Origin of the sequence: Martelella sp. AD-3 (genome assembly GCF_001578105.1) — a bacterium.
In the GTDB taxonomy this organism is placed as follows: Bacteria; Pseudomonadota; Alphaproteobacteria; order Rhizobiales; family Rhizobiaceae; genus Martelella.
Genome location: NZ_CP014275.1, coordinates 3,620,981 through 3,636,230 on the forward strand (window position 1 = coordinate 3,620,981; position 15,250 = coordinate 3,636,230).

The window sequence follows — 15,250 nt, forward strand, 5'->3', positions numbered from 1 at the left end:
GCAATGACAACCCAAACCTCATCGCCGCCTCAGCCCTTCATTTCGTTGGTCGAACATCCCCGCCTTCGCATCGTCGCCTTTCTGTTCCTCCTGATGGCGATGTTCCTGGCCACGCTCGACAACCAGATCGTCTCCACCGCCCTGCCGACGATTGTCGGCGAATTCGGCGCGGTCGAGCGCTTCGGCTGGGTGGCCTCGGCCTATTTGCTCGCCTCCTGCGCCGTGATGCCGCTTTACGGCAAGCTTGGCGACCTTATCGGGCGAAAATATGTGCTGATGACCGCAATCGTCATCTTTCTCGTCGGCTCGCTGACCTGCGGGCTGGCTGTCTCGATGAACACGCTGATTGCCGCACGCGCGCTGCAGGGTTTCGGCGGCGGCGGGCTGATGGTGTCGATCTTCGCGCTCAACGCCGATCTGTTTTCGCCGCGCGAACGGCCGAAATACCAGAGCTATGCAAGCCTCGTCATCATGACCTCGGGCGCGCTCGGGCCGCTTCTCGGCGGCACGATGACGGCAGCCTTCGGCTGGCGGTCGATCTTCCTCATCAACCTGCCGCTCGCCCTCATCGTCCTTTGCGGCCTGTTCTTTCTCCTGCCCAACCGCAAGCCGGACAGGCAGCCGAAGATCGATTTCGCCGGCGCCGCCCTTCTGGCCGTCGCGGTCACGGCCGTCGTCCTGTGGAGCGATTCGAGCGAGATCTTCGGCTCGCTGATCGCGCCCTGGAGCCTTGGCGTCGTCGGCGTAGCCGTCGTCTGCGGCCTCGCCTTCGTGCTGGCCGAACGGCGCGCGCCGGAGCCGATCATTCCGCTGTCGCTTCTTGCAAATCCCACCGTTTCCCTGCTGATCTTCATCTCGATTGCGAGCGGCGCGGTGGCCATCGGCATGGTCAACTATCTCGCGCTCTATCTGCAAACCGTCTATGGCCTGTCGCCGACGACCGCCGGCCTGTTCTTCATCCCGATCACCTCGGGCATCGTCATCGGCTCGATCAGCAGCGGACGGCTGATGTCGATGACCGGGCGCTACAAGCCCTATGCGATCATGGGCCTTGCGCTCTCGACGCTGTGTTTCACGCTGCTGGCGCTCTACAGTCGTGAAGCGCCCCTTTATGCGGTCGCCGTCATCATGGGGCTTCAGGGCATCGGCGTCGGCCTTGGCCAGCAGGTGCCGGTGCTCGGCGTGCAGAACGCGGCGCGCGGCGGCGATGTCGGCGCGGCAACCGGCACGGTCACGCTGTCGCGCATGATCGGCGCGGCAACGGCAATCTCTATCTATGGCGCGCTGCTTGCACGGGGTCTCAGCCAGGCGCCGCCTGTGCCGGGCGCAGGCCCGCTTGCCGACCTGACGCCGGTCGCCATTCACGATCTCACGGGCGCCGCCCACGCGGCCGCCATTGCCGGCTATGCCGACACCTTTTCCGCCATCTTCACCTTCGCAGCCTGCCTCGCCTTTGCAGGCCTCCTCGCCGCGATGAGCCTGAAGCCGATCGCGCTCGGCGCAGCCCGCCACGGACCTGGCACGGTCAAGTCGCCGGCCTGAACCGGCGCGCTACCGGTTGGCCTTGCGCGGCGCCCTGACGGTGAGATTTTCCATGGGCCGGACCTGTTCTTGCCCCGGCCGCGCGGCAGGCAGCACAAGCCTGCCGGCCCTTTGCAGCGCATAGCGCGCGGCGCAATACTGGATCACGAGACCCGCGGCAAGCAGCAGCGTATCTTCAAGAAGCCCCGTCGGATAAACCGTGCGGAAAATCTGCAAGGCGAAGGCGATCAGCGATCCCGCCACGAAGGTGACAAGGCTTGCCCGTCCCATGATGTTGACCGGATGAAACACGGGCGTTTCCAGAAAACGGCGGAAGCCGGGCAGATAGACGACGATATAGGCAAGCGCCAGGATATGGGCGATGCGCGGCAGGCCGAGCGTTTCCTTGGATGTATCGGCGATGACGGACGGCGTCAGTCCCTCCGGCCAGGGAAAACTGTAATGGCCGGTGAACCGCCACCAGGCCGCGAAGAGAACGAAGGCAACGGCCGCAGCGTAAAGGAAGGGCGAAAACGGCACCAACGCTTTGCCCCGACGCGCGGTCATGCCAACGGCAAGGCCGATCGCAAACAGGAAGAGCCAGCAGAACGGATTGAAATACCAGGCCCAGTCGCCCGGATGGGCCGGCATTTTAAGCCCGCTCCAGCGCCCGGCAAGCCAGATCGCGGCGCTGACGGCGAGCATCGGCAGGACACTTCTGCGCCCGAGCCACAGTAATCCCGGCACTGCGGCAAACAGCACCACATAGAGCGGCAGGATGTTGAAATAGCTGACCTGATAGGTCATCGCGAAGATGCCGACGGCGGTCGCCAGGGGTTGACGCCAGGCCCAGTCGACACCGTTTGTCGCGCCGAACTCGAAGAGGCCGAAGGCAAAGACGGCCGGCACCGTCATCAAGAGGGCGAGCAGGGTGGACAGCACATGCGCGCCGTAGATCGTCAGCGCCCGCCTCCAGATCACTCTGGCAGTGCTCATCATCGCGCCGGCAAAACGGTGGCTGTAGGCAAGCCCGGCCGAGATGCCGGAGATCAGCACGAAGGCCTCGGCCGCATCGGAAAAGCCGATCATGCGGATGGTGTAGAACGAATACAGGTTCTCCGGCACATGATCGATGAAGATCATGATCAGGGCCAGGCCTCTCAATACGTCGAGGCGCGGATCGCGTCGGCTCCTCTCCGATGGCACCCGCACGAAGGCTTGCGCTCCTCCCTCTTTCACATCCGCTATCCCTGAACGGCCGAATAGGCGGGTTCGGCCTTGCCCGTCTGCGGTTCGCCCGCAAAAGCCTCGCGCGCCGCATCTTCGCCGGCAGCCGGGAGGCGCCAGCGTGCGAGCACCGCATCGCGCAGAAGCATGACCGCCGGCCGCGCGCGCTCCTCGGGCGTGAGAAGCAGGCCGCAACGCGCGGCAAGGCGGCCGCTCGCCGGCGAGGAGCTGGCCGCGATCAGCAGCGGCGAAAGCATCTGCGGCACGGCGATCGGCGTCAGCCACCAGAACAGCGCCGGCGCCAGCACGAAGGCGCCCGTCAGCATGACGATGCCGGTCAGGACGATCCACCAGCTCGCCTTGAAGGCCTCCCCGTAACGGATCGTATGGCCCTCGCGGTCGGATGACGGCCAGCCGCCGTCCATGCCGAAGATGATCTGCATGACCGATCGCGACTGGTACATCAGAGTGATCGGCGCCAGGATCGACGACCAGATGATTTCCGCAAGCGTCGAGGCGAATACGGCGATGAAGCCGCCGAAGCGGCGCGCCTCGCCGGTGACGCCGGAGCGCAGTGCGATCAGCAGTTTCGGGCCGATCAGCAGGCCGCCGACGCCGACGAGCAGCGTCACGGCAAGCGCGGTCTCCGCACGCGGGAAAATCGCCGGCAGATAGGGGCTCGGGAAGTATTCCGGCGGCGGGGCGAACAGAGGCGCGACGATCGAGGCGGCAATGAAGGCCATCCAAAGGGGCGAACTGACATAGGCCATCACGCCCTGCACGAAGGTGAAACGGTTCCAGCCCTTCAACCCAGGCGCATGGACGAGGCGGATGTGCTGGAGATTGCCTTGGCACCAGCGGCGATCGCGCTTGGCATAGTCGATGACGTTCTGCGGTCCCTCCTCGAAAGAGCCCTCCAGATCGGCGTCGACGCGGACGATCCATCCCTTGCGCGCCAGAAGCGCCGCCTCGACATAATCATGGCTGAGGATGTGCCCGCCGAAGGGCGGCGCGCCGGTCAGCGCCGGCAGGCCGCAGCTTTCGGCAAAGGCTTGCGTGCGCACCATTGCGTTATGGCCCCAGAACGGGCCTTCATGGCCCTGCATGCGCGCGAGACCGCGCGTGAAGATCGGCGAGAACAGGCCGGCCGAAAACTGCAGCGCGCGGGCGAACCATGAGCGGGCGGCGACGATCTTCGGCAGGGACTGCAACAGGCCGAGCTTCGGTTCGGCTTCCATGCGGCGCAGCATCTCGACGATCGTCTCGCCTTCCATCAGGCTGTCGGCATCCAGGATCAGCATATACGGGTAGCGGGCGCCGTGGCGGCGAACGAAATCGCCGATATTGCCGGCTTTCTTTCCGGAATTATCGGTGCGGCGGCGATAGAAGACCTGAACGGGCGGAGCGACCTCCGCATGAAGCCTCAGAAACCATGCCTCCTCTTCGGCCGCGATCCTGGGGTCGCGGGTGTCAGACAGGATGGCTATGTCGAAAAGATCTACGTGTCCGGTCGAGTGAAGGCTCTCGGCCATGGCTGCGGCGGATGAAAAGGTCGCGCGCGGATCCTCGTTATAGACCGGGATCAGGATCGCGACGCGCGCGGCATGACCGCCCTCCGACAGCGTTGCGCGCTGCGGCGTCCTCATCGGCGCGCCGAAAAGCCCGCCAAGCGCGAGCGAAGCGCCCCAAGCGATCCAGGCGGCCGTGGCGGCGCAAAGCGCGATCCTGACGAAATCCACCCAGTCGGTGCCATCGGCGAAGAACACGTCCATCGCCAGCCGCGAGGCGATCGCCGCCACGAAAGCCGCAAACAGAATGGAAATGGTTCGCCTGAGAGCCAGCATCGCTCATCCTCGCATTGACGCCGGCGCCGGAAACCCGTGCTGGCCTTTTCGTTCCGTCCTTATCCCTTCGAAAGCGATCGCGCCGCGCGCGGGCGCTGCCAGGCAAGAACCGGCGACAACAGGATCGCCACCAGTCCCTTTCGGCGCGGACGCTCGATCATCTGGTCGGGCATCGGCAGCGGCGCCGTTTCGGGGAGAAACCGGGTCATATCCTTGTTTCCGTCAGTCTGGCTGGTCATCGCCTCTTCTCCATTGATAAAGCCATATTTCACTCAGATCGCGGCTGCCGTCGGAAAGCGCTCCAACCAGTTCCACCGGCGCCTCGCCGGCCGGGCGGACATCGATGGCAAGCCGCCAGACGCCTTCGCCCTTGATCGCCGAAACCGTCGAATGAACGATCTCGCCATTGGTAATGTGCAGGCGCTCCTGAAGTTCCGAACCGCCGCCGAGATCGTCGAGCGCGCCGCCGGCGAAATCGACCACCAGCTTGCGGACGTCCTCGCCGGCTTCAGTTCCTGATACGCCGCCTTCGCCGCTTCGGATGTCGACCACGCGCGCAATCCGCGCACGGTCCTCCTCGATCGCGCCCCAGGTCAGGCGATAGGAATATTCGGCCGAACCACCGGCCTTGGCGGGCGCCTCCGGTTGCCAGAAGGCCACGATATTGTCGTTGACCTCCTTGTCGGTCGGGATCTCGACCAGCGAGATCGACCCCTTGCCCCAGTTGCCGAGCGGCTCGACCAACAGTGACGGCCGGCGCTCGTAATGGGCCTCGGCATCCTGATAGTCCTCGAAATCCCGATGGCGCTGGTAAAGCCCGAAGGCGCGCGGATCGGTCTCGGTGAAGAAGGAATTGGCGAGCTTCTTCGCGTTTTGAAGGTTGCGCCACAGCTCGGTTCCGTCCGCCCGCACGATCTTCAGACCCTCGCTGTCGTGGACCCGCTCGCGATAGTCATCGAAGGCGTGGTGGTTGGCCGGCCCGAACAGGAACATCGACGTCATGGGAGCAACGCCGAGACGGGCGATATCGTTCCGGAAAAACAGCCGCGCCGTCACATCCATGCGCGTGTTCTTGCCGGGCGTGATTACGAACCGGTAGGCACCGGCCACGCTCGGACCGTCGAGTTCGGCGAAAACGGTGACCTTCTCGCCCTCGGCTGCCGGCCGGACGATGTAGAAGGCGGAGAACCGCGGAAACTCTTCGCCTTCGTTCGTCGCGGTGTTGATTGCCAGCCCGCGCGCCGAAAGCCCGTAGAGATTGCCCTGGCCGAGCGCGCGGAAATAGGACGAACCGAGAAACGAGATCAGTTCGTCGGAAATGTCTGACCGGTTCAGCGGATAATTGATGCGGAAACCGGCAACGCCGGGCAGTTCGACATCCTTGAACTGCTCGGCGTCAAGCGGCGCGCGAAAAATAAAGTCACTGGCCGAGAACACCAGTTTCTCAGCCTTGCCGTTGGCAACCTCGTAGATCTCGACCGGTGTCTTGAACAACCAGCCGAGCGAAAAGGCCTGCAACTGGAAATCCGACTGGTCCCGCCAGATCGCTTTGTTCGGATCGTAGCGGACCGCGCGGTAGTCGTCGTAATGGAGCGCTTCGAACGGCGCGGGGACATTCTGTACCGGTTCCTGATACGGTTTGGCGGCGCGCGCCTTCATTCGGGCCGTCAGCGTATCGAAGGTAAAGGCGTCCGGCGACGGCGCCTCCGCCTGTACGGCGTCGTTCTGGTCCGGCACCTTGGCGGGTTCGACGGCTGCGTCCTGCCCGAATGCGCGCCCTGCAAAGCCGGAAAAAGCCAGAGCGCCGACCGCCGTTTGCGCCAGAAAAAAACGTCTTTTCATTCAAATTCCCGTCGGTTGAAAAAGAAGCTTCCGCAATGTTGCATGGCACCAAATCCAGCGCCGAAACGTCTTCTTTGGAAAGGTCGACCCTTGTCCCGAAACAGCGCGGAAGTTGCCTTCGCGGCACGCGCGGACGAGTCCGTAACGGCGGAGCGCCGGTTCGGTTCCACGTCCAGGCAAAAAACCAATGCAAGTTTCCATGCGTTAACAGATAGGGCCCATACTTGCGCGCACCAAAAGGGGCTGGAACGCCGCGTTGCATTCCAGCCCCATTTATAAGGCAGCCATTCAACCAAAGAATGGCAAGATCATGGCAATATGCCTTCTTCGCGCCGCAATATTTTCGACCGTCCGGAGGACGACGTCAAGATGGCGGCGCTGCCGAAAAACGCCTTTTTTATCAGGCGGCTTTCACGATTTCGACGAGCTCGATGGCAAAGTTCAGATCCTGTCCGGCGAGCGGATGGTTGGCGTCGACGGTGACCTGCTCTTCCTCGACCTTGGTAACGATCAGCGGCACGGTCTGGCCGTCGGGCGTGCGGGCCTGCAGCTGCATGCCGGGTGCCACGTCAACCTCCGCCGGCATGGCCGAACGCGGCACGACCTGAACCTTCTGCGGATCATGCGGCCCATAGGCCTCGTCGGAGGGAACCTGAACCTGACGGTTGTCGCCGACAGTCATGCCGGCGATCTCGCGGTCGAGTCCGGGAATGATCTGGCCGGCGCCGACGGTGAACTCCAGCGGCTGGCGGCCCTCGGAGGAATCGAAGGTCGAACCGTCGTTGAGCGTTCCGGTATAGTGAATACGAACGGTGTCCCCGCTCTTTGCTTCTGCCATTTCGTGTGCTCCTTCCTTGAACACCGAGCGCGACAGCGAAAGACAGGCAAATGCCCGGCCCGCGCCGTAGCGCCGTTTCTCTTTCCTGAAGCGCGTACAAGGTCATTCTCGCGCGCTGCAGAGGATTGAGCCGACACGCTTTCCTGCATGACGACTGGCGGGCACATCCGGAAATCCGGATGTGCCCCATACCTAGTCACTTTCGCCGACTATTTCAAATAGGCCGGAGCCCTTGAATTCGCGGCCCGCCCGCGATAGGTGTCGGAAAGCTCTAACGGGGTGCGGAACGCTGATCCTTGCGTCAACCGCTGAGAGGTGAAGACCAACCCGAGGAACCTGATCCGGCTAAAACCGGCGGAGGGATTAGACGCGTGAACCAGAAGACGCCCTTTTCCCTTGTTGATTGCGACAGCACGAAGGAGGCGTCATGTCAGCTCACCATCTGAAAATTGCGGTTACGGCACTGGCAATCGGGGCTGCCGGCGCAGCCCATGCCCAGGACGCCAGGGTGCTGACCGTCTATACCTATGAAAGCTTCAACACGGAATGGGGCCCGGGGCCGCTGGTAAAAGACGCCTTCGAGGCCCGATGCGGCTGCACCGTGAAATTCGTCGGCGCGGAGGATGGCGTGGCGCTCCTGAACCGGCTGAAGCTCGAGGGCCGCACGAGCCCGGCCGATATCGTGCTCGGCCTCGACAACAACCTGATCCACGAGGCGAAGGAGACGGGACTTTTTGCCGCATCGGGGGTCTCGACCGAAAACCTCGCCATTCCCGGCGGCTTTGACGACGATATTTTCGTGCCCTTCGACTACGGCTATTTCGACATCGTCTTCGACAGCGAGAGTATCGAAACCCCGCCGACAACGCTCGATGACCTCGTCAACGGACCGAGCGACGAAAAAATCGTCATCGAGGATCCGCGCACCTCCACCCCGGGGCTTGGCATGCTGTTGTGGATGAAGGCAGTCTACGGCGACGAGGCGGCGGCAAAGTGGGAGACGCTTTCAAAGCGCATTCTGACGGTCGCGCCCGGCTGGTCCGAGGCCTACGGTCTCTTCACCAGCGGCGAGGCGCCGATGGTGCTGTCCTACACCACCTCGCCCGCCTATCACCAGATTGCCGAGGAGACCGACCGCTACAAGGCGGCCGATATCGAAGACGGGCTCTATATCCAGATCGAGGTCGCCGGCATGACGGAGATGGCCGAGGACCCGGCGCTGGCAAAGTCCTTCCTCGAATTTATCCTGACGCCCGGCTTTCAGGACGCGATCCCGACGCATAACTGGATGATGCCCGTGGCGCAGACATCCGATCCCCTGCCCGCAGCGTTTCAAAACGCAGTCACGCCGGACAAGACCCTGCAGTTTGCCCCCGACGTGGTTGCGGAAAACCGGCAGGCCTGGATCGATGAATGGCTGAACGCCATGAGCGCGCGGTGACGGAACCGCAGCCGTGTATCTGACAGGGGCGGAGTTCCGCCGCAATCTTTCCGCCGGCCTCGCCGCCCTTCTCGCCGTCTTCGGCTTCATTGCCGTGGCAGTCGCGGCGCTTGCCGGGTTCGGACGGCTTGCCGATGCGGCGGCGGTCCTGGACGAGCCCTATGTCTGGCGCATCCTGCGCTTCACACTCTATCAGGCTTGCCTGTCAACGCTGATCTCCGTCGCTCTGGCCATTCCCGTAGCGCTTGCCATGGCAAGGCGTCCGCTGTTTCCCGGTCGCATCTGGATCGTCCGGCTCATGGCCGTGCCGCTCGGACTTCCGGTGCTGATCGGCGCGCTCGGCATTATCGGCATCTGGGGACGGCAGGGCCTGTTCAACGATATGCTGGATCTGGCGGCGCTCGGTCGCCCGCTGCAGATCTATGGCCTGCAGGGCATTCTGATCGCCCATGTCTATTTCAACCTGCCGCTTGCCGCCCGCCTCATTCTGGCGGGGCTTGAACGCGTGCCGCAGGAATATTTCAAGACTGCGGCGATGCTCGCCATGCCGCAGCGCAGCGTGTTCCGCCTGATCGAATGGCCGGTGATCGCGCCGCTGATCGCGGGCGTGGCCGGCCTCATCTTCATGCTGTGCGCCACCTCGTTCACGCTGGTGCTGATCCTCGGCGGCGGGCCGGCGGCGACCACGATCGAGGTCGCGATCTACCAGGCGCTGCGGTTCGATTTCAATCCCGCCCGCGCCGTCGCTCTTTCCGGCCTGCAGATCGTGCTGACGGCGCTGGTCCTCGCTGCCCTTGCCTTCCTGCCGCGCGCCGGCGATCCGGGAACAAGCGCCAGCAGCGAGGCCGGCCGCCGGCCCGATGCGGACCATCGGCTGTCGCGCGGCTTCGATTTCGCTTTGATCGCGCTTTTCACGCTTTGGCTTATCCTGCCGCTCGCCATCATCGTGGTGAAGGGCGCGGGCGCCGGTCTGATCGGTTTGCTCGTCGAACCCGTCTTCCTCAGGGCGACGGCGACCAGCCTCGCCATTGCCCTGTCGGCGGCGCTGACCGCGCTCGCCGTGGCGCTTTCCTTCATTACGGCGATCGGGGCAATCCGAACCTTGAGGGACCCCGGACCCTTTTATCGCGGCAGCGCCGGCGCCATGTCGGCCATGGGCTCGCTTGTGCTTCTGGTGCCGCCGATCGTGCTGGGCACCGGCTGGTTTCTGCTGTTGCGCCCCTTCGGGCTGACCGATGCCGCAGCGCCTGTGATCGTCGCCGCGATCAACGCGCTGATGGCGCTGCCCTTCGTGCTGCGCGTGCTGCAGCCGGCCTTTGCCGTCCATCGGTCCCGCACCGCCCGACTTGCCGCAAGCCTCGGGCTTTCCGGCCTTGCCCGCTTGCGGATCGTTGACTGGCCGGGTCTGAGGAGACCCGTGCTGACGGCGCTGGCCTTTGCCATGGCGCTGTCGCTCGGCGATCTGGGCGCGGTTGCCCTCTTCGGCGGTGATCAGCTGACCACCCTGCCCTGGCTGCTTTACAGCCGGCTCGGCAGCTATCGTACGGACGATGCGAACGGGCTGGCACTGATCCTGGGCGCGCTTTGCCTCGTGCTGATGATCGCCGGTACGCGCGCGCCCCGAAACGCTGGAAGAGGACAGACGTGACGCAATCTCCCTCAATCGTTCTGGACTCCGCGACTCTTGCCCTCGGCGACAAGAATTTCCGCTTCAGCGGCGAAATCGCCGGCGGCCGCGTGACGGCGGTGACCGGCCGCTCCGGCTCCGGCAAGACCACGCTTTTGAACCTGATCGCCGGCTTTGAAAAACCCGACAGCGGGCGCGTCATTATCGGCGGCGCGGCGATGAATGGCCTGCATGTGGCAAAGCGCCCGGTCACGGTCGTGTTTCAGGAAAACAATCTCTTTGCCCATCTCGATATCTTCACCAATACCGGCCTTGGGCTGAATGCGCGTCTCAGGCTTGACCGAAACGACAGGCAAAAGATCAGCCATGCCCTTGCCCGCGTCGGCCTTGAGGGTTTTGAAAGCCGCATGCCCGCCTCGCTTTCCGGCGGGGAGCGCCAGCGCGCCGCCTTTGCCCGCGCGCTTGTGCGCAATCGCCCGGTCCTGCTGCTCGACGAGCCCTTTGCCGCGCTCGACCCGGAGATGCGCGGGGAAATGGGCGCGCTCCTGCTTGAACTGCACGCGGAAACCGGCAATACCGTGATGATCGTCTCGCACGAGCCCGGCGAGGTCGAAGAGATCGCCGATCACCGCCTTGTCATCGAGAACGAGGCGATTTCGGTGCGCTATTGACCCTTGCGGCCGCGAACGCCAAATATGACTGTGGAGAAGCGGCTTGACGGCCGTCACAAAAATACCGGACAAGGGTCGCGTTTTGACAGGCGCAGCAAGCATGAACAATAATCCTGGCCGCCTGCAGACGGACCGCCGCCGGACCGGCAGGCATCGTGCCGCGCTTGCCCTTGCCGCCATGCTTGCGCTCTCCGCCTGCACGACGACCGACACCTATTTCATCGTGCCGGACACGGGCGGCAACGAGCAGACCGTCGAGGCGCTGACCCGCAACGATCCCAATGCCGCCATGGGCGCGCGCGAGCATCCGCGCATCCTGGAGACCTATGGCGGGCAGTACCGCGATCCCCAGGTCGAACGGCTTGTCGCCCGTATTGCCGGCGCGCTGACGGCGGTCTCGGAAAATCCGCAGCAGACATACCGCATCACCATCCTCAATTCGCCGAGCATTAACGCATTCGCGTTGCCCGGCGGCTATCTCTACGTCACCCGGGGTCTTCTGGCGCTTGCCAATGACGCCTCGGAGATCGCTGCCGTGCTGTCGCACGAAATGGCGCATGTAACCGCCAATCACGGCATTGAGCGCCAGCGCCGCGAAGAGGCCGAGGCCATTTCCAACGAAGTGATCGCCGAGGTTCTCCCCGATACGCCCGAGGTGGAGCAGATTGCCGCCCGCGGCAAGATGCGGCTTGCCGCCTTCTCGCGCCAGCAGGAGCTTGAGGCCGACGCGATCGGCATCCGCATGCTGGCCGAAGCCGGTTACGACCCGACGGCTGCCGCGCGGTTTCTGCGCTCCATGGCCGCCTTTGCCCAGTATGAATCCGCCGGCGCCGAGGATGCGAGCCTCGACTTTCTCTCAAGCCACCCCAATACGCCGCGCCGCGTGCAGCTTGCCGACGAGCAGGCCGCCCTCTACGCCAATGTCGGCGCAAAAGAGGTTGGGCACGACTATTTTCTGAACGGGATCAATGGCCTGCTCTATGGCAGCAATGCCGACGAGGGCTATATCCGCGATCGCAACTTCTATCATCCGAAGCTTCAGATCGCCTTTGAGGTTCCCCCCGGCTTTTCCATGACCGACAAGGCCAATGCCGTGGTGGCGACCGGACCCAATGATGTGGCGATCCGTTTCGACGGGGTGAAGGCCAAGGGCCGCCGCGACCTTCAGGACTATATCCAGAGCGGCTGGGTGACCGGCCTCGTGCCCGGCTCGGTTGAGACCACGAGCGTCAACGGCATGCCGGCAGCCACGGCCCACGCGGTCGCCGGTGACTGGTCCTTCGACGTGACGGTGATCCGCGACGGCAACGAGATTTACAGGCTGCTGACGGCGGCGCCGCGCGGAAGCGGCTATCTGGAGGACATTGCCGGCGCGGTCCGCGCGTCCTTCCACAAGATGTCGCCGCACGAGCTTGCCGCCCTGAAGCCGCTCAGAATCCGGATCGTCAAGGTTCAGCCCGGTGATACGATGGCGAGCCTCTCGGCCAAGATGATGGGGACAAGCCGTAAGCTGGCGCTCTTCAGGGTTCTGAACGCGCTTGGCCCCGGCGCAACCCTTTCGGTCGGCCAGGACGTGAAGATCGTCTCGCAATAGGCGCGGAAATCTCAGGCCGTAACGGCGATCATGCCGCTATCGGCGGTCATCGCCGATTTCAGTTTTTCCAGCGCGCGCGTTTCAATCTGGCGCACCCGCTCCTTCGAGATGCCGAGTTCGGCGCCGAGCTCGGCGAGCGTCGCGCCGTCTTCGGCCAGCTTGCGGGCGCGGATCACGCGGTTTTCGCGCGGCGACAGCTTGGAGAGCGCGCGCTTCAGCCTGGCGCTCAGGCGCTCGCCGTCGATCATGCCGGAGACCTGCTCCTCCGGCAGCGGCTGGTCGCAGACCAGAAGATCGATGCGTTCGGTGCCCTCCTCGCCCTCGCCGCCGACCGGGGCCTGCAGCGAGGCGTCGTTGCCGGAAAGCCGCGCATCCATCACCTGGACATCCGAGACCGGAACGCCGAGGCTCTTGGCGATTTCCTCGTAGATCGACTGCGAGCTCATCCCGCGGTCGCGCGCGGCAATCTTGGCGCGCAGTCGACGCAGTTTGAAAAACAGCGCCTTCTGACTGGAGCTCGTGCCGCCGCGTACGATCGACCAGTTGCGCAGCACATAATCCTGCATCGAGGCGCGCACCCACCAGCTGGCATAGGTCGAGAAGCGGACGCCGCGCTCGTGATCGAACCGGGCCGCCGCCTCAAGAAGGCCGACATAGCCTTCCTGCACCAGATCGGACTTGGGAAGGCCGAAGCCGCGAAACTTGCCGGCCATGGCGACCACCAGCCTGAGATGCGCCATGGCGATATCGTTTCGGGCGTTGCTGTCGTCGCTGCCGCGCCACCGCGCCGCCAGTTCCGTTTCCTGTTCGCGGGTCAGATAGGGCGCGGCCATCGCTGCGCTGGCTATGCGGTGATCCTGTGCGTCGACATTCATGGCATCACTCCCGAAAAGGCAAGACGATCAAGGCCATGAGCACCGGGTCGCCCGGTCAGAACCGCAACCGCCCCAGCACTCCTCAACCATGCAAACGCGCCGGGCGGCCATTTGGTTCACCGCTGGCGGCAGGTTTTCGCGCACAAAAACGTGAACTGTCGCCGGAATGCAAAAAATCCGGCCGCCGGGGCCGGATTTTTTCATACTCGCTTTTAGAGCGCCGTGCGTCCATTCGGACGCACAAAGGACGCTCTAACCTATTGAATCTACGCATCGGCCCGAAAATCGATTCCGATTTTCGGGCCGATGCGCTAGGCTGCAGGAAGCAACCTGCTGGAACCCTCAGGCCGCCTCTTCGCGGGCGTCGTCCTCTTCATCCGCGCCCTTGCCGCGCTTGGGACCCTTGGCAAGATGCGTCTCGATGAGGCGGACAGCCTCGGTTTCCGACAACTTGTTGACGGCAGCGATCTCGCGCGCCATGCGGTCAAGCGCTGCCTCGTAAAGCTGGCGCTCGGAATAGGACTGCTCGGGCTGGGTATCGGCGCGGAAGAGATCACGAACGACCTCCGCAATCGAAATCAGGTCGCCGGAATTGATCTTGGCGTCATACTCCTGGGCGCGGCGCGACCACATGGTGCGCTTCACGCGGGCCTTGCCCTGCACAACTTTCAAAGCGCGCTCGACGAAATCGGTCTCCGACAGCTTGCGCATGCCGATGCTCATGGCCTTGGCAACCGGCACCTTCAGGCGCATCTTGTCCTTGTCGAAATCGATGACAAAAAGCTCGAGCTTCATGCCGGCCACTTCCTGCTCCTCGATCGCGTTGATCGTACCAACGCCGTGAGCGGGGTAGACGATGGACTCACCGGTCTTGAAACCGTGGCGGCCGGCAGACTTTTTCTGTTGTACTGTCATAGGCTTTTAAAAACTCCCTGTTACGCATCCGGCGGGCGCCGGTCCCGGACATGCATGATCCGGCGGGTGGGACGGTTTGGAGGGCCACACCCACTGTAACCATCAAACGGACAACGAAAAGCGCGACGAATTCCTTGTTCCGAAAGGCATCCGCACTTCGAATGATTTTGTCGACGCTAGGGTTGATTGCTTTCTTGGGCTTTAAGGCAAATCTGCCGTTTTCTGGGTCAGTGACCAGTATATAGCACGCAGAGCAGCAGAAATCAATGAGCCATGCACCCGCGACAAGTCGTCGCCGGCGAGAGGGAAGCTTGGCCGAGACCTAACCGAATTGTGCGGCTTCGCCAAGCCCCAAATTGCGCGCGCGCTCAAAAATCTTGGCAAGGCCGGGGGCCGCGCCGCGCCGGCCGCGGGCCACTCTCAGTCGCCGGAGCCCGGCTTGTCGGAGAAGAACTGCTCGAATTTGTTTTCGACGCCATCCATCGCCTCGGCGTCGGGCAGCGGCTCCTTCTTGATGGTGATATTCGGCCAGGTTTCGGCATATTCGGCGTTGAGCTTCAGCCACTGGTCAAGGCCCGGTTCGGTATCCGGCTTGATCGCCTCGGCCGGGCATTCCGGCTCGCAGACGCCGCAATCGATGCATTCGTCCGGATGGATAACAAGAAAATTCTCGCCCTCATAGAAACAGTCCACCGGACAGACTTCAACGCAGTCGGTATATTTGCACTTGATGCAGTTATCGGTCACGACATAGGTCATGAAAGGCTCCAGAGATCAGTTTCAGGCCGGCGGGCCAGCAGCAACGCGGGGCAGCTGCAGAACCGTGAGGTAACGGCTTTCCGCGCATGCCGCAAG

At 63.6% G+C, this 15,250-nt stretch carries 13 protein-coding genes and 1 riboswitch; of the genes, 5 read left to right on the plus strand and 8 right to left on the minus strand.

From position 1 onward, the window contains the following. The first annotated feature begins 3 nt into the window (after nt 1–3). Nucleotides 4–1,542 carry an MDR family MFS transporter gene (locus tag AZF01_RS16755; protein ID WP_024710014.1) on the plus strand — a complete coding sequence of 513 codons (1,539 nt, stop codon included), beginning with the start codon at nt 4–6 and terminating at the stop codon, nt 1,540–1,542. 9 nt (nt 1,543–1,551) lie between these two features. Here AZF01_RS16755 and AZF01_RS16760 read toward each other — a convergent pair whose 3' ends face one another. The 5 genes from AZF01_RS16760 to AZF01_RS16780 form a co-directional block, all read right to left on the minus strand. Continuing rightward, nucleotides 1,552–2,760 (minus strand): OpgC family protein, encoded by a 1,209-nt coding sequence (locus tag AZF01_RS16760; RefSeq protein ID WP_152534645.1) that lies wholly within the window; start codon nt 2,758–2,760, stop codon nt 1,552–1,554. Between the two features lie 5 nt (nt 2,761–2,765). Next, nucleotides 2,766–4,592: a glucans biosynthesis glucosyltransferase MdoH gene (mdoH, locus tag AZF01_RS16765; protein WP_024710012.1), complete on the minus strand. Its 1,827-nt coding sequence runs from the start codon at nt 4,590–4,592 to the stop codon at nt 2,766–2,768. A gap of 59 nt (nt 4,593–4,651) precedes the next feature. Further along, nucleotides 4,652–4,801, minus strand: a complete 150-nt coding sequence (locus tag AZF01_RS16770) for a hypothetical protein (protein ID WP_156484747.1) — start codon at nt 4,799–4,801, stop codon at nt 4,652–4,654. A gap of 13 nt (nt 4,802–4,814) precedes the next feature. Further along, nucleotides 4,815–6,434 carry a glucan biosynthesis protein gene (locus tag AZF01_RS16775; protein WP_024710010.1) on the minus strand — a complete coding sequence of 540 codons (1,620 nt, stop codon included), beginning with the start codon at nt 6,432–6,434 and terminating at the stop codon, nt 4,815–4,817. Nucleotides 6,435–6,834: 400 nt separating this feature from the next. Further along, the gene (locus AZF01_RS16780; RefSeq protein WP_024710009.1) at nt 6,835–7,272 is read right to left on the minus strand and encodes a peptidylprolyl isomerase; all 438 of its coding nucleotides are present in this window, start codon (nt 7,270–7,272) and stop codon (nt 6,835–6,837) included. A 265-nt stretch (nt 7,273–7,537) separates the two neighbouring features. Beyond that, nucleotides 7,538–7,652: riboswitch (TPP riboswitch) on the plus strand. Nucleotides 7,653–7,699: 47 nt separating this feature from the next. Between AZF01_RS16780 and thiB the strand changes: the two genes are divergently transcribed. The 4 genes from thiB to AZF01_RS16800 all read left to right on the plus strand — a co-directional run bounded on the left by thiB (nt 7,700) and on the right by AZF01_RS16800 (nt 12,605). After that, complete coding sequence (thiB, locus tag AZF01_RS16785) at nt 7,700–8,713, plus strand: thiamine ABC transporter substrate binding subunit (RefSeq protein WP_024710008.1); 1,014 nt, start codon at nt 7,700–7,702, stop codon at nt 8,711–8,713. A 13-nt stretch (nt 8,714–8,726) separates the two neighbouring features. Next, nucleotides 8,727–10,361: a thiamine/thiamine pyrophosphate ABC transporter permease gene (gene thiP / locus AZF01_RS16790; protein WP_024710007.1), complete on the plus strand. Its 1,635-nt coding sequence runs from the start codon at nt 8,727–8,729 to the stop codon at nt 10,359–10,361. Further along, nucleotides 10,358–11,011, plus strand: coding sequence for an ATP-binding cassette domain-containing protein (locus AZF01_RS16795; protein ID WP_024710006.1), 654 nt, complete (start codon nt 10,358–10,360; stop codon nt 11,009–11,011). The genes thiP and AZF01_RS16795 overlap by 4 nt, the downstream gene beginning before the upstream one ends. Nucleotides 11,012–11,111: 100 nt before the next feature. Next, complete coding sequence (locus AZF01_RS16800; RefSeq protein ID WP_024710005.1) at nt 11,112–12,605, plus strand: M48 family metalloprotease; 1,494 nt, start codon at nt 11,112–11,114, stop codon at nt 12,603–12,605. 11 nt (nt 12,606–12,616) lie between these two features. Here the strand turns inward: AZF01_RS16800 and AZF01_RS16805 are convergent, their stop codons facing one another. From AZF01_RS16805 to fdxA, 3 genes are all read right to left on the minus strand, one after another. Continuing rightward, complete coding sequence (locus AZF01_RS16805) at nt 12,617–13,480, minus strand: RNA polymerase factor sigma-32 (protein WP_024710004.1); 864 nt, start codon at nt 13,478–13,480, stop codon at nt 12,617–12,619. Between the two features lie 342 nt (nt 13,481–13,822). Next, nucleotides 13,823–14,395, minus strand: coding sequence for a CarD family transcriptional regulator (locus AZF01_RS16810; protein ID WP_024710003.1), 573 nt, complete (start codon nt 14,393–14,395; stop codon nt 13,823–13,825). A gap of 420 nt (nt 14,396–14,815) precedes the next feature. Then, entirely contained in the window at nt 14,816–15,154 is a 339-nt protein-coding gene (gene fdxA / locus AZF01_RS16815) for a ferredoxin FdxA (protein WP_024710002.1), read from the minus strand. Between the last annotated feature and the right edge of the window lie 96 nt (nt 15,155–15,250).